The sequence below is a fragment of the Vibrio sp. 970 genome, from assembly GCF_033339075.1.
On sequence record NZ_JAWOTW010000007.1, the window covers coordinates 1 to 24207 of the forward strand.

Here is a 24207-nt window from a genome sequence, read left to right on the forward strand (position 1 = left end):
TGGAACGGCTCAGAAACCCTAACCTTTACCGCCACCGATCCAAGCGGTGAAAGCGTTAGCCAAACGGTGAACTTCACAGTGGCGCCTGTGGCAGATATTGAATCTGACCGCGCGACGGTTGTGGAAGACACACCAACCATCATCAAGGTTTTAGGTAACGACACGTTCGAAGGCGACGACAAAGTGGTGTCGCTCGATAGCAATAACGGTCCAGCTAACGGCACGGTCTCGGTCAACCCGGACGGCAGCGTCACTTACACGCCAAACGACAACTTCCACGGGGCAGACAGCTTCACCTACATCGTCACCTCCGGTGGTGTCAGTGAATCCACCATTGTTAACGTCGATGTCACGCCAGTAAACGACAAACCTGACAGTGAAGACTTTACGCATGTGGCCGATGATCAGCTTACGCACGTTGTGTTTGATACCGATACGAAGCCTCTGGGTCACGGTGACTCTCAAGATCATATCGCGGATGTTGAAGACGACTTAAAAGGCAACGATCTACATGTCCGAATTACTGAACTGCCAACCTCAGGTACGTTGTTCTTTAAAGATAGTGATGGTGAGTTGCACGAAATTAAAGAAGTAAGCGATACGCTTTATGACAAAGACAGCCTTTACTATGAAGCTGATAATGTGGGTTTCTTATTAGGTATCAAGGATCGCCCAGATACACTAAATAGTTCCGAGTCTACAACAGATTTCAATAATTGGGGGCTAAGTGAGGACGGAGGTCCATCACACTCCCGTACTGAGCATTTAGCAAATGGAGCTTCTATCACCATTTCTTCTGATAGCGGTGAGCTTGCGCAGTACAACCGCCAGGTGTCACACATCGGCAATGGTATCGCTGACAATGATGGGCAGGGTATTGAGAAAGGTGAAACGATTACGATCGATTTGTCTAATAATCCTGTGGGCAGCGTAAACCTTGGCTTAGATGGATTAGGTGGATTGTTTGATTACGGTGATGACAACGCAGCACTTATTACGGTTACATACTTAGATTCAAATAATGTCCAACAGACTCAAACGTTCGAGTTTTTGAAGCCTGAAGGCAACTTCATGCTATTCCAAGAAACAAGCGTTGGTTATGGGAAAGATCTAGCTCTTCCTGAAGGTTCGGTCATTACTCAGTTAGATTTTTCTACGAAAAATGAAGGGAACTGGGAGTTACGTTATGTAGAAGGTGTACCTGCCGAAGACAGCTTTGGATATGTGGCAGTCGACTCTGAAAATGGCGTTAGCGATCCATCTACAGTCAATATCGTTAATGAAATGCTAGATGGTAATATTGCTGAAAATGGGCCAAGCCTGTCTGTGGTCGGTGATAGCGTGACTGAGGGTGACAATGTCACGTTCTCGGTTGTTCTAAATGAAACCACTAGCACTGCCGTTAAGTACCAAGTTGATATGCTTGCTCAAGGTTCTTCAGTTGATAAGAATGACGTAAATCTATCAAATGCAACCTATACAAATGGTGTTGTTTTCTTAGGTGGTTACTTGATTGTTCCTGCAGGTATAAGTAGCTTCGAAATATCGATTCCGACTATTGATGACTTGGTTGTGGAAAGCAGCGAAACGATCGTTCTTGAGATCGGCGGTGAAACGGGGACGGCAACAGTTCTTGATAATGACAGTACAAAACTTAGCGTAGTAGATGCCGGCGATGTCATTGAAGGAACTGACGCAATATTTACCGTTTTACTCTCTAACCCTGTTCAAGAGGCCGTTGTCGTCAATCTGAAGTCAACAACAAATGATAGCTATACTGCGGAAGATGTTGATCTAGGCACTATGGTAGTGACCTATGTGGATACTCATGGTCAAACTCAAACATTAGATATAGCGCCTAATGGAGACGTTACTATACCTCCAGGTGTCGCTGAAATTAAAGTCGCAGTCCCGACCAAACTAGATAATGTCCATGAAGGTGATGAGAGCTTTGGTCTTACGGTTACGGAAATCGGTAGTGTCACCAGTAATGGTATTGCAACTGGTAACGCAAATATTGTGGATTCTGATCCTGCACCTTTAGTTAGTATTAGTGCCGATCAAAATAGCGTAAATGAAGGTGAAACGGCAGGCTTTACGCTGACACTTGATAAAGTTGCAGATGAGAGTGTTACGGTTCATGTCGAATATAGTGGCGTGGCCCAAGATGGAAAAGATTTTGTTGGCGTTCTGAGTGTTGAAGTTCCTGCGGGTCAATCTTCAGCTGCTCTTGACTTACTGACGGTCACCGATGGTATTTATGAGGGCGCAGAATCTTTCACAGTAACCATTAAAGAGGTTGATGGCGCTGATGCGAGCATTGCTTCAAATAACAGCGCAAGTGTTGTGATCGTTGATGCCCAAAGTGCACCGAAAGTGACTATTAGCTCAGATCAATCCTCAGTTGATGAAGGTAGTGATGCAAAATTTATCGTCAACATTGACCAAAAAGCAGATGAAGATGTACTGGTAACATTCACAATCGGAGGGAATGTTGATGACAAAGATTATATTGCTCCAAGTACGTACACAGTCACGATTCCAGCGGGTAAAACGTTGGCGCCGATTGATATAAAAACTCTCGATGATGGTATTTACGAAGATCTTGAAAACCTAACCGTGACTCTAATTGATACGGTTGGTGCAGATTCGACGCTTGCAAGTGACTCGAATGAAGCAACAGTCTCTATTATAGATGCTCAGCACGCTCCAGAGTTTATTTCTGGCGGCGATTGTGCTGGTGACAAACCAAATGATGATGTTTACGACTTCGGGTCAGTTAACGAAAACACGGTGATTGGGGCCGTTATCGGCACGGTCGTTGCTGAAGATCACGATAATGACGTGCTTGTATACCGTTTTGCAGATGGCTCGAGCACTAATGGTATTTTTGATATCGACCCGACAAGTGGAGAGATTTCATTGAACAAGACAATCGATGATGTTGACTTGGGCGATTATACGCTTCAGGTTGAGGTTATCGATGGAACTGGCGGGATTGATACTGCCGAGGTAAATGTTTCTCTGGTAAATGTGAATGATGCTCCTGAATCTTCGCCTTCAGTGGTTGAGATGAATGAAGATACTCAAGTGATGCTTGATTGGTCATCATTCGGTATTAGCGATGTGGACTCTGATGTATCAGATCTATCCGTCCAAATTACAACGCTTCCTAGCGATGGCTCATTAGAGTACAGAGATTCGCAAGGCGATTGGCAGTCTGTACAAATCGATCAAGTCCTCGATAAATCGCTTTTTGAGGAAAACGGTGTTCGTTTTGTACCTGAATTAAATGAATCAGGCAGTGACAGCTTCGGCGGAAATCAAGTCGGAGATCAGGAATCTAGTTACGCTCAAATTGGTTTTAAACCGACAGATGGGCAGAGCTCTGGTCAAGAGTCGACACTGACAATAGACGTGAACCCTGTAGCTGACAAACCGAACTTAATTGCAGTGACGCCATTAAACTCATTGCCTCAACAAGAGTTTAACGTTACGACATGGAGTAATGTTCAAGTTGGTTCTAGTGATGGTATGGGGGTCAATGGAGAGACTCTAATCTCAGCGATCAACGCTCTTAATGAAGCCGATGGTACTCGATTGAGTTGGGCAAATGTGGAAGATTTAGGGACTCATGCAACCTTGGCAAATGAGGCCGTTCTAGTCACATCTCTTGTTTATCTCGAAGCTGGCTCGAGTTACGACTTTGTCGGTCAAGCCGATGATAGCCTTGCAATCAAGTTGGGTGGTACGTTACTTGATCAAGCTCGTTGGGGGAGCGACAGTGGTGATATTAAGGGAGCTAGCTTTACCCCTTCGGTATCTGGCTTTTATCCAATTGAAATTTATCACCATAACCAAAGTGGTCCGGGTAACTTTAATGTGGATGTATCCATTAATGGACAAGCGCCTGTCAACCTGAGCAATAGTAGTCTTTACGTAGTTAGTGATGAAAGTGCACTAGAAGCAACTGATATCAGAACGTCTGAACTACAAGAAGTTAATGGTGTTGCGTTTTACGAAACATACCAGCTGAACGAAGGGTTACAAGATACAGCGATACCGCTCTCTGAAATTAAAGCAAGCTTAAATGATACAGATGGCTCTGAATCACTTAAAGTCACGCTAACTGGCTTACCTGTAGGTGCGATCCTTTCAGATGGAAATAGTTCTATTACTGTCGCAACTATTGATGAAGAACTGGACGTGACAAGTTGGGCATTAGATGCACTTACTGTGACTCCACCTGCGGGCTCCCATGATGACTTCACTATCAATTTGACTGCAACGAGTACAGAAAGCTCGAATGGTGATTCAGCAGAATCTAACTTGGCGATCAATGTTGTAGTACATGAGAACTTACCTACGGAAACGGAAAGTGATTTGGGCGAAACCATAGAAGACAATACTCTACAAGGGAATGTATTGCTTAATGACTCTGACGGCGACAATATTCTGATGGTAGATCATCTTACTATCGATGGTGCTGATTACGAGGTAGGCGAAAGTGTTTCTTTGACTAGTGGTACGTTACTAGTAAACCGAGATGGTAGTTACATATTTGAACCTGCTGAGCATTGGTCAGGTGACGTTCCATTAATTAGCTATACCACAAATACTGGCGTAACAAATACACTTGATATCAATGTTGTTGCTATCGCAGATGCACCTACGATCACGATCAATGTTGGCGACTTAGTTAAACGAGATGCTATTGATCCAAACCATCACTTAGCTACATCGGCAATAAATAATACCAATACCGAAAATGAGGCTGTCGCAGCCAACCTTGGGTTGGATAATGCAGTACCTAAAATTAATACACACGCTGGTGTTGTGTTGGGAGTCAATACTGACTTAAGTGACACCGACAGCTTGTTTGTTGGGACAGATTTCAACGATGTATTCTATGGTGGCGGTGGCGATGACGTATTTGTTGGCGGTGGTAACAATGATACGTTTTATGGTGATGACGCGACCAGTCTTACTCTGCATGATGGTAAAGATACAGTCTACTTAACAGGGAACTTTGATGACTACAAAATGACCTTCAAAGACGATCATGGAGGTAAAGTTCCATATTGGATTTTATTAGATAGTCGTTCTATCGATTCGGTAAACGATCATACAGGTAGTGATGACCGAGGTGATCATTTATATGAAATTGAACGCGTTGTTTTTGCAGACAAAATTGTTGATTTGAAACCTGATGGCACTTATGAAGTGCTTCAAGATCGCTGGATTTCGGTCGATGTGGATGTTGATCTAGTTGATGTCGATGGAAGTGAGGATTTAGCGCAGACTGCTCTTGTACAAGATCTACCAGACGGTGTTGACGTGTATGTTGATGGTGTCGCAATTAAGCAAGATTCAAATGGAGATTACCCTGTCACTCTTGGTACAGATGGTAAGCTTTCCCTGGATATCAGAGTGCCATTCGATTATGAAGGCAGCTTAGAGTTCCCGCTAAGCGTTACTGCTACGTCTGTTGAAGGATCAAATAATGACGCAGCTTCAACAACTGAATCCGTTGAGCTTACAGCTCGTGACTATGTGTTGGAGTCGGGATCGCATGGGAATGATCAGATAACGGGTAGTGACGATCACGATATTATTGTTGGTGATGTTCAAGGATTGGAGATCATTGCAGGTCAGGACTACAACATCGCATTTGTTCTGGACACTTCAGGGAGCATGGGTAACTGGGTAGGAACTGCGAAGCAAGAAGTGCTAGATGTGTTTGATGAGCTGTTAAGTGCGGTAAATCAAGGAGAGAAGCCAGGGACAGTGAATATTCACCTTAGTGAATTTGCTTCAAGTGCATCAGCGGTGATTTCTGTTGACTTGAGTTCTCTTACAGCAAGAAAAGAGTTTGTAGAAGAGTTGAATCGTGTAATTGATGATGAGGGTTCTGGCGGCACAAACTATGAGGCGGGCTTACAGTCGGCCGTTGAATGGTTCAGCAGTCAACCTAACCCTAATGGCCAAAATATCACGTACTTTGTTACGGATGGTCAACCAAATAGAGCAACATACCTCTATGGTGTAGCACCGAGTGAATTCTCGAAAGTGATTTTGGACGTCGATAATTCTGGCAAGCTTGTTACCCTGCAAGATATTGCGAGTAAAAACAATTACTCATACGGACAAACAGTTACCTACAAAGGTGATGTCGTTATAGATAGTTACGGTAAGGTTTATTCACCGCTAACAGGAAGAATCCTTGGCGATATCGACAGATATTATGGCTCTATCCGTTATTACGATGAAGGGAATAGCTCGACACAAGCTCAACACATGTATCAAGTACTAGCGGCATTGTCCTCTATAGAAGCGATAGGTCTTGGGAGTGGCGTTGATGAACATACACTCAAGCAGTATGACACTGATGGTGTGGTAGAGTCAGATATTGATGTTACTAAGCTTGCTGAAACGATATTGGGTCAAGATGTACCTCTCAAACAAGGTTCAGACACTATTCAAGGAGGTGAAGGTAACGATATCTTGTTAGGTGACTTAATTGAGTTTGGTGGTAATGAACAAGGCTTAAGTGCGATTCAATCACATGTGGCGCAGCAAACGGGTCAGGATGTGTCTACCGTTGACGGCGAAGATATACATGAGTACGTTAGAAATAACTTGGAAGAATTCAACCAAACTCACCAAGGAGATAAATCGGATAATTTATATGGCGGCGCTGGTGATGACTTACTATTTGGTCATGGTGGCAACGACATACTCGTTGGCGGTGAAGGGGATGATATTCTGATTGGTGGTTTAGGTAGTGATACTTTAACAGGGTCAGAAGGGGCCGACATCTTTAAGTGGAGTGAAGTCACTAACGATGTTGATACTGTCACTGACTTCAATAAAAATGAAGACGCTCTAGACTTCTCAGATCTGTTTGACGACTTATCTAAAGATGAAATTGGAGAGCTTCTTAATGATCTTCAATCAGGTGATCATACTGGTGATGTCGGAGAGTATCATGTAGAAGTGGCACCAGACGGGGGATCTGAGGCAAACCTGAGTATTACAAAAGGGAGCTCGACATTGGACATCCATTTTGACGGTGCAAGTGTTGATGATGTGACTCAAAGCTTAATTGCGAGTTTAGAAGCTCAGTACAAAGACATGTAGTAGCGCTAAACTGTAGTCAAATTTAAAATCAAAAAGGTCTAGCAATTTGCTAGACCTTTTATTTTTACGGTCTGTTTATTGTTGTGCTAGCTTTTTGGAAGTGTTGTGAAAACGGTCCATTCTTTCTTCACTTCACCCTTGTGGCCAATCACTGTTGCGGTTACTCGACGGTTCAATGCGTGACTAACTTGGTCTGTACCTTGTGTCGCAAGTACTGTGTCTCCATAGCCGACAATGGTAACTCTATCTCCACTAATGCCGTTCTTCATGAGCTCTTTTCTAACGTTTTCAGCGCGGCGCTTAGATAAGTCAAGATTATGTTCTGCAGTACCAGTGCGACTAGCATAACCTTGAATCTCTATAGACGTGTTCGGGTACTCTTTCAAAAAGTCGGATAGTTCAAGAATTTGTTGCGTAAAGATAGGGTTGATCACATCGGAATCGTTCGCAAATAGTACTCGAATTTGCATTTCTTGTGAGGAGTCAACGTACGAACCGCAACCGTCGTTGTCTATTTCGGCACCCAAAGGTGTACCCGGGCACAAATCTCGCTCGTTAATGACTCCGTCAGAGTCATCATCTATATGATCAGCCCACTGATCGGCAATTGGGGTATCTATGTAATCATATTCATCACCACGATCTGATGAACTGCATGCGGAGAGCATTAATGAGAGTGTAATAAAAGCTATGTGTTTCATAATTAATACTCCACTTCTTCTAGCCATTCTTTAGGCATTTCAACCCTTAATGCACTCAACAGTTGCCCAGTTGCGTTCATCACTCGATATTTGGCGTACTGCTCTGCGTATTTAGAATCTAAGTAGTCTTTACGCGCCTCAAAGAGCTCGTTTTCAGTGTTCAATAGATCAAGCAGTGTTCGTTTACCGATGCGATATTGCTTCTCGTAAGCAATTACGGTTTCAGACGCAGAGTCTACATGATCTGATAGAAACTCTTTTTGTTGTAATGTTAAATCAAGCGCACTCCAAGAAAGCCTTAACCCTTCTTCAACATTGCGATAGGCACCTTCACGCAAGTCTTTTGCTTTATTTAGCTGGTAGGCAAAGTTTTCTGAGTTCGCTGCATCACTGCCACCATTGAATAGGTTGTAGCGTAGACGCAGCATGGCAAGTGTCTCATCACTTCGACCTTTTAAACCATCAGCGTCGTCACGCCATGTTTGCGAAGCTTCAATTGAAATGGTTGGGTAATTAACACCTTTAGACTGTTTGTATTGAAACTTAGCCGAGTCTACGTCTGCGAGCGCCACTTGAATAACGGGATGAAGTTCAAATGCCAAGCCTACCGCTTCATCAACCGTGTACGGGATAAAGTTTTGGTCCGCTCTCGGAAAGATTAACCCTTGTGGTGTTTGACCGACTAAACGAGTGAACATCGTGTGAGAGTCATACAGGTTATTTTGAGCAGCAGCTAAGTTTCCGTGTGCTTTTGCCAAACGTGCTTCTACCTGCGTCAAGTCAGCAGTAGAGCCGATACCCGAGTTGACTCGTTTTTTAATGTCATCGTAAATATCTTTATGAACAGCAAGGTTGTTTTCTGAAAGCTTTAGGACTTCATACGCTTTAACAGCGTCCAAGTACACTTTAGTCACTTCAAGTGCCTTATCTGAAGCATCTGCTAAGAGTTGAAATCTAACAGATTCAGCATCAGCTGCGGTTCGATCAATATCATTTAATGTAGCGCTACCATCCCATATTAGTTGGGTCAGTGTCACTGAAGCTTCCTTTCGAGTGTAATCCGTGTCTCCTCGACCAACTTCATCTGACGGGTCTAATCCTTCATATCCAATTCCAGCATCTAGATCAACAGAGGGGAGGTAAGCACCTGATGAAGCTTCATTTATGTACTTCTGGCTCATAAACTCGTTAAATGCACTCTTAATATCGGGGTTATTTTGTAGCGTCTGTGCAACCGCTTGCTCTAGAGTTTGACCGAAAACTGGTGAAGACACTATTAAGCAACAGCTGGCTATATGTACTCGATTCCATCTCACGTTAGTTCTCCTAAAATCATGTCGCTCTTATTCTGTTTCATATTTGAGACGAGAAGTTACAAACAATGAATTTTCTTAGTGCGTATTATCAACTTGTTGATGTTTAAATGTTTAATTCAATAAAAAACAACAATCTTACTCTCTAAACTCTAGCATACGAGGCAAAGCTTGCTTGGTAAGTGGTCGATTTTTTCGTAGAAAACCTTTTTATCTTAAGAGCATAGCGGAAACTGGTTTAAATGAAGGCAAATTCTTCGGTTATTTTCCTTATTACTCTCAAAAAACTAAATCCTCTTGGAATAAAACGAAAAATTCATATTTTGTCTAAACTATAGACGTGTTTAGTGCAGTAACAAGCCTTTAATTAAACTAATACAAGGATGAAGAGCATGGATCGAGTAGCGTTAAGTTCATTGATGAGCAATGTCGTGGTTATAGGGCTTGATGGGAACCTGAGAAGTCTTGAAAGTGGTCAGCTACCTCAGCCTGGTGAATTAATTATTGAGGAAGTTTCTGATACATCAGAATTAATTGTACAACAGGTAACACCGCAAGGTAGTTCAATTAACGTTACTGATGATGTCACTGCGCTAATCGAGGCTATCGCTAGTGGAGAAGACCCTACTGCTCTTGGTGAGGATTTTGAGCCAGCTGCAGGTGAGGAAAGTGGTTCTAGTCCCCAAAATACTGGTGCAATAGATCGTACTGGCGCTGAATTGTTGGCTAGTACGAATTTTGAGACCGTCGGTATTGATGGAATCGGACTATCTACAACTCAAGCACTATCTTTGTTGGATCTTTTCAGAGTAATTAATGGCCCTGTACCACCGACTATCTTAGTTCAAGAAATATCTAGTCCGACTATCAACGAAGGTGACCAAGTTGTATTCGATATTACTCTAAGTCAAACAACTGAAGACAACACTGATGTCATTCTTTCTCTCCTTGATGGAACCGCAACAGGCGGCTCAGCTGACGAGAACGGGAGTGACTACGTCAATGAGCGTGTCCTCATAACATTTTCTGATGGTACAACAGAAGAAGTTTCAGTCGGTGAAAGCGGAACCTTTACCATTTCGATCCCACCGGGTGAAAGTGACTTTACGGTCTCTATAGACTCTATTGACGACTCTGTATTTGAAGGCCCAGAAACGTTTACGCTCTCTGGCACGACAGAAGAACAAAGCACACCTGTTACTGGGACTGCCACTATTTTAGATGATGGTAGTGGACCTGGCTCAAATCCTGATGATGATCGCCCAGCGGTAACGATGAGTGATGCAGGTACGGTTAATGAGGGTGAGACAGCGAACTTCAAAGTGACGCTGTCGAATGCCTCCGAGTCCACTGTTCAAGTCGAGCTAGGCCTGAACTTAGGCGATACCGAAGTTGGAGATTTGGGCACCCTAGAATACAACACGGGAAGCGGTTGGGTTGCAGTGCCAAACGATGGCGTAGTAACGGTGCCAGCGGGGCAAACCGAGTTTGATGTGCGTATCGCTTCCATTAATGACGCTGTTTATGAAGGCCCAGAAGATTTCAGCGTGACGGTGACTGGCATTGGGGCGGTGCAAGGCAGCGATACCGGTACGGCAACGATAGTGGATGATGGCAGTGGTCCGGGCCCTGATCCGGATGATGACCGTCCAAGCGTGACTATTTCAGACGCTGGTACTATTAATGAGGGAGAGGCAGCGAACTTCAAAGTCAACTTATCGAACGCCTCTGAAGCGGAAACGCAAGTGGAGTTGGGTCTTAATCTCGGCGATACCGAAGTTGGAGATTTAGGCACCCTAGAATACAACACAGGCTCCGGTTGGGTTGCAGTGCCAAACGATGGTGTAGTAACGGTGCCAGCGGGGCAAACTGAGTTTGATGTGCGTATCGCTTCCATTGATGACGCCGTTTATGAAGGTCCTGAAGATTTCAGTGTCACGGTGACTGGCATTGGGGCGGTGCAAGGTAGCGATACCGGTACGGCAACGATAGTGGATGACGGCACGGGTCCAGGACCTGATCCGGATGATGACCGTCCAAGCGTGACTATTACCGATGCTGGCACCATTAATGAGGGTGATACGGCGAACTTCAAAGTGACGCTATCGAACGCGTCTGAAGCGGAAACGCAAGTAGAGTTGGGTCTTAATCTCGGCGATACCGAAGTCGGTGACTTAGGCACCTTAGAATACAACACAGGCTCCGGTTGGGTTGCAGTGCCAAACGATGGCGTAGTAACGGTGCCAGCGGGGCAAACTGAGTTTGATGTGCGTATTGCTTCCATTGATGACGCGGTGTACGAAGGCCCAGAAGATTTCAGCGTGACGGTGACTGGCATTGGGGCGGTGCAAGGTAGCGATACCGGTACGGCAACGATAGTGGATGACGGCACGGGTCCAGGACCTGATCCGGATGATGACCGTCCAAGCGTGACTATTACCGATGCTGGCACCATTAATGAGGGTGATACGGCGAACTTCAAAGTGACGCTATCGAACGCGTCTGAAGCGGAAACGCAAGTAGAGTTGGGTCTTAATCTCGGCGATACCGAAGTCGGTGACTTAGGCACCTTAGAATACAACACAGGCTCCGGTTGGGTTGCAGTGCCAAACGATGGTGTGGTAACGGTGCCAGCGGGGCAAACTGAGTTTGATGTGCGTATCGCTGCCATTGATGACGCCGTTTATGAAGGCCCAGAAGATTTCAGTGTGACGGTGACTGGCATTGGTGCGGTGCAAGGCAGTGATACGGGGACAGCAACGATCGTGGACGATGGCACGGGTCCAGGCCCTGATCCGGATGATGACCGCCCGAATGTGACTATTTCAGATGCTGGCACCATCAATGAGGGTGAGACAGCGAACTTCAAAGTGACGTTGTCGAACGCCGCCGAGTCCACTGTTCAAGTCGAGCTAGGCCTGAACTTGGGTGACACCGAAGCCGGTGACTTAGGTACCTTGGAATACAACACCGGAAGTGGCTGGGTGACAGTGCCAAACGATGGTGTAGTAACGGTGCCAGCAGGGCAAACCGAGTTTGATGTGCGCATCGCTGCCATTGATGATGCTGTTTATGAAGGCCCAGAAGATTTCAGTGTGACGGTGACTGGCATTGGGGCGGTGCAAGGCAGCGATACGGGTACGGCAACGATAGTGGATGATGGTACGGGTCCGGGTCCCGATCCGGATGATGACCGTCCAAGCGTGACTATTTCAGACGCTGGCACCATCAATGAGGGTGAGACAGCCAACTTCAAAGTGACGCTGTCGAATGCCTCCGAGTCCACTGTTCAAGTCGAGCTAGGCCTGAACTTAGGTGACACCGAAGTTGGAGACTTAGGCACCTTAGAATACAACACAGGCTCCGGTTGGGTTGCAGTGCCAAACGATGGTGTGGTAACGGTGCCAGCGGGGCAAACTGAGTTTGATGTGCGTATCGCTGCCATTGATGACGCCGTTTATGAAGGCCCAGAAGATTTCAGTGTGACGGTGACTGGCATTGGTGCGGTGCAAGGCAGTGATACGGGGACAGCAACGATCGTGGACGATGGCACGGGTCCAGGCCCTGATCCGGATGATGACCGCCCGAATGTGACTATTTCAGACGCTGGCACCATCAATGAGGGTGAGACAGCGAACTTCAAAGTGACGTTGTCGAACGCCGCCGAGTCTACAGTTCAAGTCGAGCTAGGCCTGAACTTAGGTGACACCGAAGTTGGAGACTTAGGCACCTTAGAATACAACACAGGCTCCGGTTGGGTTGCAGTGCCAAACGATGGTGTGGTAACGGTGCCAGCGGGGCAAACTGAGTTTGATGTGCGTATCGCTGCCATTGATGACGCCGTTTATGAAGGCCCAGAAGATTTCAGTGTGACGGTGACTGGCATTGGTGCGGTGCAAGGCAGTGATACGGGGACAGCAACGATCGTGGACGATGGCACGGGTCCAGGCCCTGATCCGGATGATGACCGCCCGAATGTGACTATTTCAGACGCTGGCACCATCAATGAGGGTGAGACAGCGAACTTCAAAGTGACGTTGTCGAACGCCTCCGAGTCCACTGTTCAAGTCGAGCTAGGCCTGAACTTGGGTGACACCGAAGCCGGTGACTTAGGTACCTTGGAATACAACACCGGAAGTGGCTGGGTGACAGTGCCAAACGATGGTGTAGTAACGGTGCCAGCAGGGCAAACCGAGTTTGATGTGCGCATCGCTGCCATTGATGATGCTGTTTATGAAGGCCCAGAAGATTTCAGTGTGACGGTGACTGGCATTGGGGCGGTGCAAGGCAGCGATACGGGTACGGCAACGATAGTGGATGATGGTACGGGTCCGGGTCCCGATCCGGATGATGACCGTCCAAGCGTGACTATTACCGATGCTGGCACCATTAATGAGGGTGATACGGCGAACTTCAAAGTGACGCTATCGAACGCGTCTGAAGCGGAAACGCAAGTAGAGTTGGGTCTTAATCTCGGCGATACCGAAGTCGGTGACTTAGGCACCTTAGAATACAACACAGGCTCCGGTTGGGTTGCAGTGCCAAACGATGGCGTAGTAACGGTGCCAGCGGGGCAAACTGAGTTTGATGTGCGTATTGCTTCCATTGATGACGCGGTGTACGAAGGCCCAGAAGATTTCAGTGTGACGGTGACTGGCATTGGTGCGGTGCAAGGCAGTGATACGGGGACAGCAACGATCGTGGACGATGGCACGGGTCCAGGCCCTGATCCGGATGATGACCGCCCGAATGTGACTATTTCAGACGCTGGCACCATCAATGAGGGTGAGACAGCGAACTTCAAAGTGACGTTGTCGAACGCCTCCGAGTCCACTGTTCAAGTCGAGCTAGGCCTGAACTTGGGTGACACCGAAGCCGGTGACTTAGGTACCTTGGAATACAACACCGGAAGTGGCTGGGTGACAGTGCCAAACGATGGCGTGGTAACGGTGCCAGCAGGGCAAACTGAGTTTGATGTGCGCATCGCTTCTGTTGATGACGCTGTTTATGAAGGCCCTGAAGATTTCAGCGTGACAGTAACCGGCATTGGTGCAGTGCAAGGCAGCGATACCGGTACGGCAACGATAGTGGATGACGGCAGTGGTCCAGGACCTGATCCCGATGATGACCGCCCAAGCGCGACTATTACAGATGCTGGCACCATTAATGAAGGTGAGACAGCGAACTTCAAAGTCACCTTATCGAACGCGTCTGAAGCGGAAACGCAGGTGGAACTGGGTCTTAATCTCGGCGATACCGAAGCCGGTGACTTAGGTACCTTAGAATACAACACAGGCTCCGGTTGGGTTGCAGTGCCAAACGATGGTGTGGTGACCGTGCCAGCAGGGCAAACTGAGTTTGATGTGCGTATTGCTGCCATTGATGATGCTGTTTATGAAGGTCCAGAAGATTTCAGTGTCACGGTGACTGGCATTGGTGCAGTGCAAGGCAGCGATACAGGTACGGCGACGATTGTGGATGACGGCAGTGGTCCAGGCCCTGATCCGGATGATGACCGTCCAAGCGTAACTATTACCGATGCTGGCACCATCAATGAGGGGGATACGGCGAACTTCAAAGTGACGCTATCGAACGCGTCTGAAGCGGAAACGCAAGTAGAGTTGGGTCTTAATCTCGGCGATACCGAAGTTGGAGATTTGGGCACCTTAGAATACAACACAGGCTCCGGTTGGGTTGCAGTGCCAAACGATGGTGTGGTGACCGTGCCAGCAGGGCAAACTGAGTTTGATGTGCGTATTGCTTCCATTGATGATGCTGTTTATGAAGGTCCAGAAGATTTCAGTGTGACGGTGACTGGCATTGGTGCGGTGCAAGGCAGTGATACGGGGACAGCAACGATCGTGGACGATGGCACGGGTCCAGGCCCTGATCCGGATGATGACCGCCCGAATGTGACTATTTCAGATGCTGGCACCATCAATGAGGGTGAGACAGCGAACTTCAAAGTCACCTTATCGAACGCCTCTGGAGCGGAAACGCAAGTGGAGTTGGGTCTTAATCTCGGCGATACCGAAGTTGGAGATTTAGGCACCCTAGAATACAACACGGGAAGTGGTTGGGTTGCAGTGCCAAACGATGGCGTAGTAACGGTGCCAGCGGGGCAAACCGAGTTTGATGTGCGTATCGCTTCCATTGATGATGCTGTTTATGAAGGTCCAGAAGATTTCAGTGTGACGGTGACTGGCATTGGCGCAGTGCAAGGCAGCGATACCGGTACGGCAACGATTGTGGATGACGGCAGTGGTCCAGGTCCTGATCCGGATGATGACCGCCCGAATGTGACTATTTCAGACGCTGGCACCATCAATGAGGGGGATACGGCGAACTTCAAAGTCACTTTATCGAACGCGTCTGAAGCGGAAACGCAAGTGGAGCTGGGTCTTAATCTCGGCGATACCGAAGCCGGTGACTTAGGTACCTTGGAATACAACACCGGAAGCGGTTGGGTTGCAGTACCAAACGATGGCGTAGTAACGGTGCCAGCAGGGCAAACTGAGTTTGATGTGCGTATCGCTTCCATTGATGATGCGGTGTACGAAGGCCCTGAAGATTTCAGTGTGACGGTGACCGGCATTGGGGCGGTGCAAGGCAGCGATACCGGTACGGCAACGATTATTGATAATGATGCTCCTCCTTCTATTTCAAATGTTGTGAATGCAGTTGTTTCGGAAGAAGGTTTAGCTAATGGTATCCCTGATAATACAGGATCACCTTCAGACACTACTAACTCCGCAAGTTTCTCAGGAACATTCACAGTTGCCGATCCAGACACGGCGAATGTTTCAGTGGTATTGGCAGGCCCTAACAACCTAACATCAGGAGGGGAGCCTATATCGTGGACGTGGGACAACAGTACTCAAACGCTGACTGCGAAAACAGCTCACCTGAGCGTTGTTGCTACTGTTGTGCTGAGCGAGCCTTCAGCTTCAGGTCAAGGCTCTTGGGACTATACTATTACTCTGTTTGAGCCACTTGATCATCCTGTTAATGATGTGGAAGACATCATCAACTTTGATTTACAGATTTCTGTAAGTGATGGACAAACAACAACATCTCAAAGCTTAAATGTGGCCGTTGAAGATGATTGCCCATACGTGCCTGTGGTTGTTCAACCCGTCGACGTGTCGCTTACTGGTGCACCTAACGTTCTGACAGGGCGCATAGATTTTGCAGGAAGTGAGGCAGATGCAACCAGTCGAACATTTGGGGACGTTGTTGTGACTGCAAACGGTTTTGTGTCTGACGAATCTGTGATGCTGGGAACAGCTGAAATCAATCAATCATCAGAAGGGATTGGCGTTAAAAGTTCTGGTAACAACGGCTTCCAATTAGAAAACGAAGTCGATTATCGATTCGCGGGTAATGAGGGTGTATCAGAGCAGTTAATCATAGACTTAGGCAATAAAGTTGCTTACGGAGCAGAAATAGAATTTGAGAAAATGTTTGGTGGTGAACTTGAGAAAGGAATCGCATCTTTTTATAGAGATGGTGTATTAATTGCTCAGCAATCGTTCAGCTCTGACGCAAGCAGTGGTGATTACGCGGCAAATTTCAATGTTCAACAGGGAGGCTTTGATAAAATCATCCTCGAGGCAACCAGTAATGGCAATGGCCCGGATACTGAAGACAACAGTGACTTTACCGTTAAATCAATAACCTTTACAGGTGCGTACTCTGGCGTGCCAATTGCTAGTGCGGATGGGAACCTCGGTGCTGTATATGGAGCTGATGGCCCTGGTTCTATAGTCTTAAATGGAGGTGAGGCTGGTTTAGAGACTCTAGATGGTAAAGACGTGTTGATATACGTCGATCCACAAAACTCTAATAGGCTGATTGCAGAGGCTGATGGAGAGCTTGCATTCGAAGTTCAACTTACACCTAGCACTGGAAAGTGGGAGTTCTTCCAATACTTGCCCCTGACCTCACCTTATGGCGATGGGGATATCGATTTTAACTACACGATTACTGATAATGATGGTGACAGTAAAACGGGGTACTTTTCTGTCAACCCTTACGCCCCACCAATTGTAGAAGGTGTAACACTAAACGTTTCTGAGGAAGGCTTAAGCAACGCCATTGCTGATGACTCTGCTCTAAACGGCTTTGATGACACAACTGACTCGAGTACTGATGTAGAACAATTGACGCTGGGTCAAACCGTTGATTCTGTTACGCTCAGTGAACCATCTACAGCTCTTACTAGTAACGGGATCTCTGTAACGTGGACGTTATCAAATAACGACCAAATGCTTATCGGTTCAGCGAACGGTGAAGAGGTTATCAAAATATCAGTCAATGATACTGGAGTGGTATCTACGGAGCTTCTTGGTCCGATTGATCACTCCAACCCATCTGGAGAAGACACCTTAAATATTGAGGTGCCTGTGCTTGTCTCGAATGCTCGTGGTCTCACTAACTCAACAACGGTCAACGTTATTGTGGAAGATGACTCACCAGATTCTGCATCTATTATTCACGATGTAGTTGCAGAAACTAAAGAAAGTGCCAACGTTCAGCTCATAATGGATGTCTCGGGTTCTATGCGAACGGATAATCGCTTGCAGATAATGAAAGATTCGGCAACTCAGTTATTGAATCAATATGAGTCTATCGGTCAAACGCGAGTTCAAATTATTACTTATAGCAGTACAGCATCCACTTACGCTATAGGTGCTGCGACGTGGCTGACGGTCGAGGAGGCCAAAGCGTATATTGAGACGCTAACTGCGGGTGGCGCGACTAACTATAACAACGCGCTAAATGAAGCAAAACAGTCATGGGATGATGTAGGTAAGTTAACCAGTGCGTCGAATGTTAGTTACTTCTTGTCAGATGGTCAGCCAAACCCTGCGTCATCATTTATAAACGACGCTCGCGAGCAGAGTTGGATTGATCACCTAACCGATCCTGATAATCAGATAACAGCCCTAGCGTATGGTATGGGCGTTAATCTTATGCCGGAGCAATTAGATCGCGTAGCATATGATGGCTTTTTGAATCAAGACCTTGATGGTGTTGTGGTTCCTGACGTAACTCAATTACCTCCGGTTATGTTGCAGTCAGTGATTCAACCTGTTGGGGGGAACTTGATGTATACCACTTCTCCAGATACAGGTATTGGGGCAGATGGTGGTTATATTAGCGAAATAGAACATGACGGTGTCACTTATTCGTTTGATGGTACAGACCTAATAGTAACTGACAATAACGATGGTATTTCGCATGCATTTGACGACACAACGATGCAGCTTACTATCTATATCGACAGCAAACATACTCTGGAAATCGACTTAAACGATGGTGCGTATGCATTTTATGGTGCGGTGGGTGATACAGTTGAAACGTTAGACTTCGATTATGTATTGACGGATAACGATGGTGATCAAAGTGAGAACACCCTGCAATTCGTTATTGATGAAAACGGAGGAGTAAATGCTTCAAGTAATGGCTCTGCAAATATTATTGAAGCTGAAGTGGACGTAAGTCATGACATCTTGATCGGTAATGATAACGAGGCAGATGTCTTTAAATGGGTCAACGACTCCTTGGATACAGGAACAGATCTAATTAGAGGTTTTGAGAGAGATTTGGACACCTTAGATCTGAGTGAAGTCGTTGAAGATGCAGGGCACAATACGATAGAAGAACTTCTCAATAGTATTGACTTGAACATTGATGGCGATGACTTATCTCTAGAAATAACCCATAACGATGGAAACTCAATTCAAACTATCGTAATAGAAAACGGGGCGACAGAGTTTAGTGATTTAATCGTGGGAAATGCGGACTTTGAGAGAGATGTGTTATCCGCACTAACTAAGGTTAACTTAGAGCCATAATGAAAAAGGGCCAGTAGGCCCTTTTCTTCTGCTTTGTCTTACTTATTCGTAGCCTAAAGCACTTTACATGCAAAACCTTTTAAGTAGAAACCTTCTGGATATGCTGTATCGGTTGGGTGGTCAGCGGCTTGTTCAAAGCGCTCCACAAACTTTACTTGGCGGTTAGCGTCTACGGCTGCATCAGCGATGATTTTCTGGAACAGAACTTGATCCATCAAGCCAGAGCACGAGTAGGTCAGTAGCGTGCCGCCCGGTTTTAGAATTTGCATTGCAAGCATGTTGATGTCTTTGTAACCACGACATGCGCCGTTTAGTTGTGCTTTGCTCTCTGCGAACTTCGGTGGGTCCATAATAACCACATCGAACTGAGTTCCTTGATCACGATACTCACGAAGTAGCTTAAACACGTCTGCATTTAGGAACACGGCACGCTTCTTCGAAATATCAAACTCGTTTAGTTCTGCGTTGAATTTTGCGGTATCTAAAGCAGGTTGCGACACGTCAGCGTTAATCACACGCTTTGCATCACCTTTTAGAGCGTAAAGTCCGAAGCCACCTGTGTAAGAGAAGCAGTTAAGAACTTCTTTGCCTTTCATATATTTCATCGCTTGCTGGCGACTATCACGTTGATCTAGGTAGAAACCTGTTTTGTGTCCGCCAACGATATCTACACTAATCTTTACGCCATTTTCTTCGATGACGACTGATTTAGGTGGCTCTTCGCCGTGCAAGACGCCCGTGATCTCTTTTAAACCTTCTTTTTTACGAACGGCCACGTCAGAGCGCTCGTACACATTACAATCAGGGAAGCACTCAACCAGAGCGTCAACAATAGCCTGCTTATTGTGTTCTGCGCCAGCACTGAGAAGTTGGCACACAAAGAAATTTTGGTAACGGTCGATCGTAACGCCAGGTAAGCCGTCAGACTCTGCTGCGATAAGGCGATAACCCGTAAGGCCATCACGTTTGATAATGTCTTCACGAAGAAGTTGTGCGTCTTTAAGTCGTTTAACGAAAAACGCGGTGTCGATTTCTTCTTTATCAAAACTCCAAATACGAGCACGAATTTGTGAAGCTGGCGAATATGCCGCCTTAGCTAGCCATTTACCGTCGTGAGTGAATACATCAACCGTTTCGCCAAGAGCAGGTTCGCCCTCAACTTTGTTGATGCCTCGAGAGAAGATCCAAGGGTGCTTGCGCTTGACCGATTTCTCACGACCTTTAACCAAATAGATAGCAGCTGTCATTTCATTAGCTCTTGTTGAATTTTGAAAGGGGCGTATTGTCCGGGATGTAAATGGTAAAAGCAATATCCCTCGGCAATCCAGTACATTGTAGTGACTTTTAAATACAAAAAAGGTCACTAAAGTGACCCTTTTATTGAATTTGCTGTAATAGATTCCGTTGCTATGCTTTAAGTCCAGTAAGTAGTGCTTCCATTGTGTCGCTTTGCTTACGCAGTTGATCTACGTTTTGTGAAGTCGTGCTTATCATATTGCACACGTTATCTGCTTGAACTCGAATTTCTTCAACGCTTGAGGCGATATTGTCCGCGACTACACCTTGCTCTTCAGCTGCTGTTGCAATTTGAATGCTACTGTCGGAGATAGTTTGATTTTTATCTGCCAAAGAGCCGATTTCGTGATTCACTTCCGTCATGAGGTTTTGTCCCTCATTTGCATTATTAACTGTCACTTCCATCAGCTTAGTAAGCGACTGGCTGTTACGCTGTAATGATTCAATCATCGTTTGGATTTCAACTGTCGCTTGCTGAGTGCGTCCCGCAAGAGCGCGAACCTCATCCGCAACGACCGCAAATCCACGACCTTGTTCTCCAGCACGTGCAGCTTCAATAGCCGCGTTCAGAGCAAGTAGGTTGGTTTGCTCGGAGATCCCATTGATTGTTGTCACTACTTCATCAATTTGTGCTGCATTGGTATCTAACTCGGCAACGGCTTGAGACGCAGATTGAATCTCATTAGAAAGGTTCGAAATCGAGTGAAGCGTATTCTCAACTTTCACTTGTCCAGACTGAGCCACGTTACGTGCATCATCGGTTTGCGTGCTTGAATCGTGAGCTAGTGTCGCGACTTCTCGAATCGTTGATGCCATCTGTTCAGTTGCACTCGCAAGAGAGTTGAGGTGTTCCTGCTGAGTCGCTGAAATATCTGAACTGTGATGAATCGATTGATTCAGGTCTGAGCTAATTTGTTGCATTAACGCCACAGACTCTTGAATCGACAGCACCATTTGTTGCTCTCGTTCTGCAACTTTGTCTATCGTAATAGCAATTTCACTAAACTCGTCGCGAACAGGGAAGAAGTTCATTCTCGCAGTTAGGTCGCCACCAGCAAGAGTGTTTAAGGCTTTGTTCATCGTGAACATCGCGCCGCCAATAAACGTCATGATGTAGTAAACGCCAAGAGCGAGAATAAACAAGCTCACACAGATGATGCTTACTTGAGTCGTTGATAGGGCAGTCCATAAAGAAAGTTCATGGTTCGCAACCAAACTGTACGCACCATTTAAAACAGACACGGATTGCGAACCAGAGCCAATAGAAACGGTTTCTGAACCCGCTATGAGGCTTGCTACTTGAGATTGAGAAAGGTTGCCTGCCTCTATCAGACCTTTCATAAGCATGAGCTCTTCTTGGTACATACTTGAGATCAGTGTATTAGCCGCGCTATTAAGGACGAGAGTGAGAATGACTAAAGCAAGAAGAGGGAGAACGAAGAGCAAATAGAACTTTTCTTGAATCTTTAAGTGAATGAGATACTTATCAATCCAGCGGAATGGAATTTCTTTCATAATTATAATAACCGTGCAAAAACCCACTATCCTTAGTGGGGTGAATAGACGAAAAGAATATATCACTCAGTAAAAAGAAGCGGTACAAAGATGAACGTAAAGTGTGAGAGATTTATAGTAAAAGGTCACGTTCAAGGCGTCGGCTTTCGTTACCATACTTCCCATCAAGGATTGAAGCTAGGGTTAACAGGTTATGCGAAGAACCTAAACAATGGTGATGTTGAAGTGATGGCGTGTGGAACAGACGCGCAAATAGTTGCGTTTTCGGAATGGTTACAAGAAGGACCGCGAACGGCAACAGTAGAGCAAGTGATGCAGGAGCCTGCGTCGTATAAGCCGTTACGCGGTTTTAAAATTTTATGAATCTACAAGCATTTAGCTGGCTTTGGTAGGCCGGCTAATTTGGTTGCTTGTTTGGCTGGTCCCTTTTTAAACAGCTTGAATAGATACTTACTGTTACCTTTTTCCGGGCCGTGCGCTTTTTCCATCGCTTTCACAAGCATACGCACTGCAGGGGAGGTATTAAACTCTTCATAAAAGTCTCGCACAAAATGCACAACTTCCAAATGAGCATCCGTAAGCTCGATGTCTTCTTCTTTTGCTAAAAGCTCAATCATACCTTCTTCCCATTGAGTATGATCCAATAAGTAGCCTTGAGCATCCGTTTCAATTTCTTTGCCGTTGTAAACGAACATAACGTTTTATCCGTTAAGTAAACATGGATGTTTATAGATTAGCGACAGCCGAGAATGTTCTCAACAAAAGAATCTCGAAGTCGTATCGAGCGAAGCAAAAGCGTACAAAATGGTGAGTGCTTTTTGACAGAGCTAGGCACTTTGATATAAATGCTCTTTTATTCAAATAAATAGGAAACTATTCAGTTTGTTAGAAATTTTACGGGGTGAGTACCAACGAAATTGCATGGATACCCAGGCTTATTCGTTTTTGTTTTGGTTTTTTCTTGGCTACTTGTCTGATTATGGGATTTTATGGGTGAATGAATAGCTTAAACGTTGTGTTTGTTTTCATAGACCGATATTCTCATTGGATTAATAAAAGCCTGTATTCAGGTTAGAAACAACAATGATGACAAGGAGTTAGTCATGTCGAAACAACGTTACATTGAGATTAATGACAATGTAAAATCCACTTGGTCCATCGAGCGTATTTGGCAACTTGCAGAATCCTTACCTGTAGAAGAAATTTCGATTGATGATATCAAAGGCCCAAATGAAGTGACTTGGTTTAGTCATGAAGGGCCACAGCCAACCTGCCGTGAAATTGCAAAACATTGCCAACGAATCAACAATGCTGATTTGTCGTATCCGGTAATCTTAACCAGTGACTATCGTGTTTTTGACGGTATGCACCGAATCGCCAAGCAAATCATGTTAGGAGAGGAAACGATCAAAGTGAGACGCTTTAGAGAAAATCCAGAAGCTGACGAAGTTATCGAGTTGTCAGTAGAGCAGGCGTAATACACTGAATTGCACACAAAGAAAAAGCCCGAAGGAATTACCTTCGGGCTTTTTGATTCTACTTAACGAGAAACGATTAATCGTCGTTCATGATGCCTAGAATGCTTAGTAGGCTGATGAAGATGTTGTAGATTGATACATACAAAGTTACTGTCGCAGAGATATAGTTTGTTTCACCGCCACGAATAATGCCTTGTGTTGTCATCAGGATCGCCATAGTAGAGAAAATGATAAACAAGCTGCTCAACGCCAAGTGTAAAAGGGTTGATTGAATAAAGAAGCTTGCAATCATGCCCACAACCAGCACAACAAATAGTGATAGCATTAAGCCACCCATCATCGATAGGTCACGTTTCGTTGTTAGTGCGTATGCCGATGCTGCCATGAAAGATAGTGCCGTACCACCGAGTGCGGTTAATACGATATCGCCCATGCCGGCACCGATGTACATGTTTAGAATAGGGCCAACGGTGTAACCTAAGAAGCCAGTAAATAGGAACGTAAACACAAGGCCAAGACTGTTGTTACGGTTTTTTTCTGTTAAGAATAATAGGCCGTAGAAACCAACCAGCATTAGGATGATACCTGGATGTGGAAGGTTAAATGCCATTGCAACGCCAGCAACGACTGCCGACCATAAAAGTGTCATTGAAAGTAGAGCGTAAGTATTACGCAATACTTTGTTCGTTTGTAGAGCACTTTCTTGAGTTGAAGTGCGGGTAAACATTGGACTGTTCATAATCTTCCTCGATAAGAGACTTTCTTTTAAGTACATTTATGGGATTGAAAGTTCAAAAAATCAAGCCCTAACCATACGTAACTTAGATAAAATAATAATAGAAATAAGATGTTATGTATTTGGCAACTTGTAACACAATATTACTGCCTAGCATAGCTATGTTGA

The 24207-nt window shown here is 45.5% G+C and carries 10 protein-coding genes; 4 read left to right on the plus strand and 6 right to left on the minus strand.

Features of this window, described 5'->3' with window-relative positions; genetic code table 11:
- Positions 1–66: 66 nt before the first annotated feature.
- Entirely contained in the window at positions 67–7140 is a 7074-nt protein-coding gene (locus R7Q11_RS12205) for an Ig-like domain-containing protein (RefSeq protein ID WP_318094405.1), read from the plus strand.
- An 86-nt stretch (positions 7141–7226) separates the two neighbouring features.
- Here R7Q11_RS12205 and R7Q11_RS12210 read toward each other — a convergent pair whose 3' ends face one another.
- Positions 7227–7841, minus strand: a complete 615-nt coding sequence (locus tag R7Q11_RS12210) for an OmpA family protein (protein ID WP_005377363.1) — start codon at positions 7839–7841, stop codon at positions 7227–7229.
- Positions 7842–7843: 2 nt separating this feature from the next.
- Positions 7844–9157 (minus strand): TolC family outer membrane protein, encoded by a 1314-nt coding sequence (locus R7Q11_RS12215; RefSeq protein WP_136976587.1) that lies wholly within the window; start codon positions 9155–9157, stop codon positions 7844–7846.
- 389 nt (positions 9158–9546) lie between these two features.
- Between R7Q11_RS12215 and R7Q11_RS12220 the strand changes: the two genes are divergently transcribed.
- Positions 9547–19014, plus strand: coding sequence for a Calx-beta domain-containing protein (locus R7Q11_RS12220; protein ID WP_225466467.1), 9468 nt, complete (start codon positions 9547–9549; stop codon positions 19012–19014).
- A gap of 53 nt (positions 19015–19067) precedes the next feature.
- On the opposite strand, the gene R7Q11_RS12225 is transcribed toward R7Q11_RS12220, so the two are convergent.
- Positions 19068–20261 carry a class I SAM-dependent methyltransferase gene (locus R7Q11_RS12225; RefSeq protein ID WP_042523010.1) on the minus strand — a complete coding sequence of 398 codons (1194 nt, stop codon included), beginning with the start codon at positions 20259–20261 and terminating at the stop codon, positions 19068–19070.
- A 160-nt stretch (positions 20262–20421) separates the two neighbouring features.
- A complete protein-coding gene (locus tag R7Q11_RS12230; protein ID WP_225466468.1) occupies positions 20422–21825 on the minus strand; it encodes a methyl-accepting chemotaxis protein in 1404 nt (467 codons plus the stop codon).
- A 90-nt stretch (positions 21826–21915) separates the two neighbouring features.
- Between R7Q11_RS12230 and yccX the strand changes: the two genes are divergently transcribed.
- The gene (gene yccX / locus R7Q11_RS12235; RefSeq protein ID WP_005377386.1) at positions 21916–22188 is read left to right on the plus strand and encodes an acylphosphatase; all 273 of its coding nucleotides are present in this window, start codon (positions 21916–21918) and stop codon (positions 22186–22188) included.
- A gap of 2 nt (positions 22189–22190) precedes the next feature.
- On the opposite strand, the gene R7Q11_RS12240 is transcribed toward yccX, so the two are convergent.
- Positions 22191–22520, minus strand: a complete 330-nt coding sequence (locus R7Q11_RS12240; RefSeq protein ID WP_005377396.1) for a TusE/DsrC/DsvC family sulfur relay protein — start codon at positions 22518–22520, stop codon at positions 22191–22193.
- 408 nt (positions 22521–22928) lie between these two features.
- Between R7Q11_RS12240 and R7Q11_RS12245 the strand changes: the two genes are divergently transcribed.
- The gene (locus R7Q11_RS12245; RefSeq protein ID WP_005377398.1) at positions 22929–23303 is read left to right on the plus strand and encodes a chromosome partitioning protein ParB; all 375 of its coding nucleotides are present in this window, start codon (positions 22929–22931) and stop codon (positions 23301–23303) included.
- Between the two features lie 76 nt (positions 23304–23379).
- Here R7Q11_RS12245 and R7Q11_RS12250 read toward each other — a convergent pair whose 3' ends face one another.
- On the minus strand, positions 23380–24042 hold the full coding sequence (locus R7Q11_RS12250) for a Bax inhibitor-1/YccA family protein (RefSeq protein ID WP_005377399.1): 663 nt from the start codon (positions 24040–24042) through the stop codon (positions 23380–23382).
- Between the last annotated feature and the right edge of the window lie 165 nt (positions 24043–24207).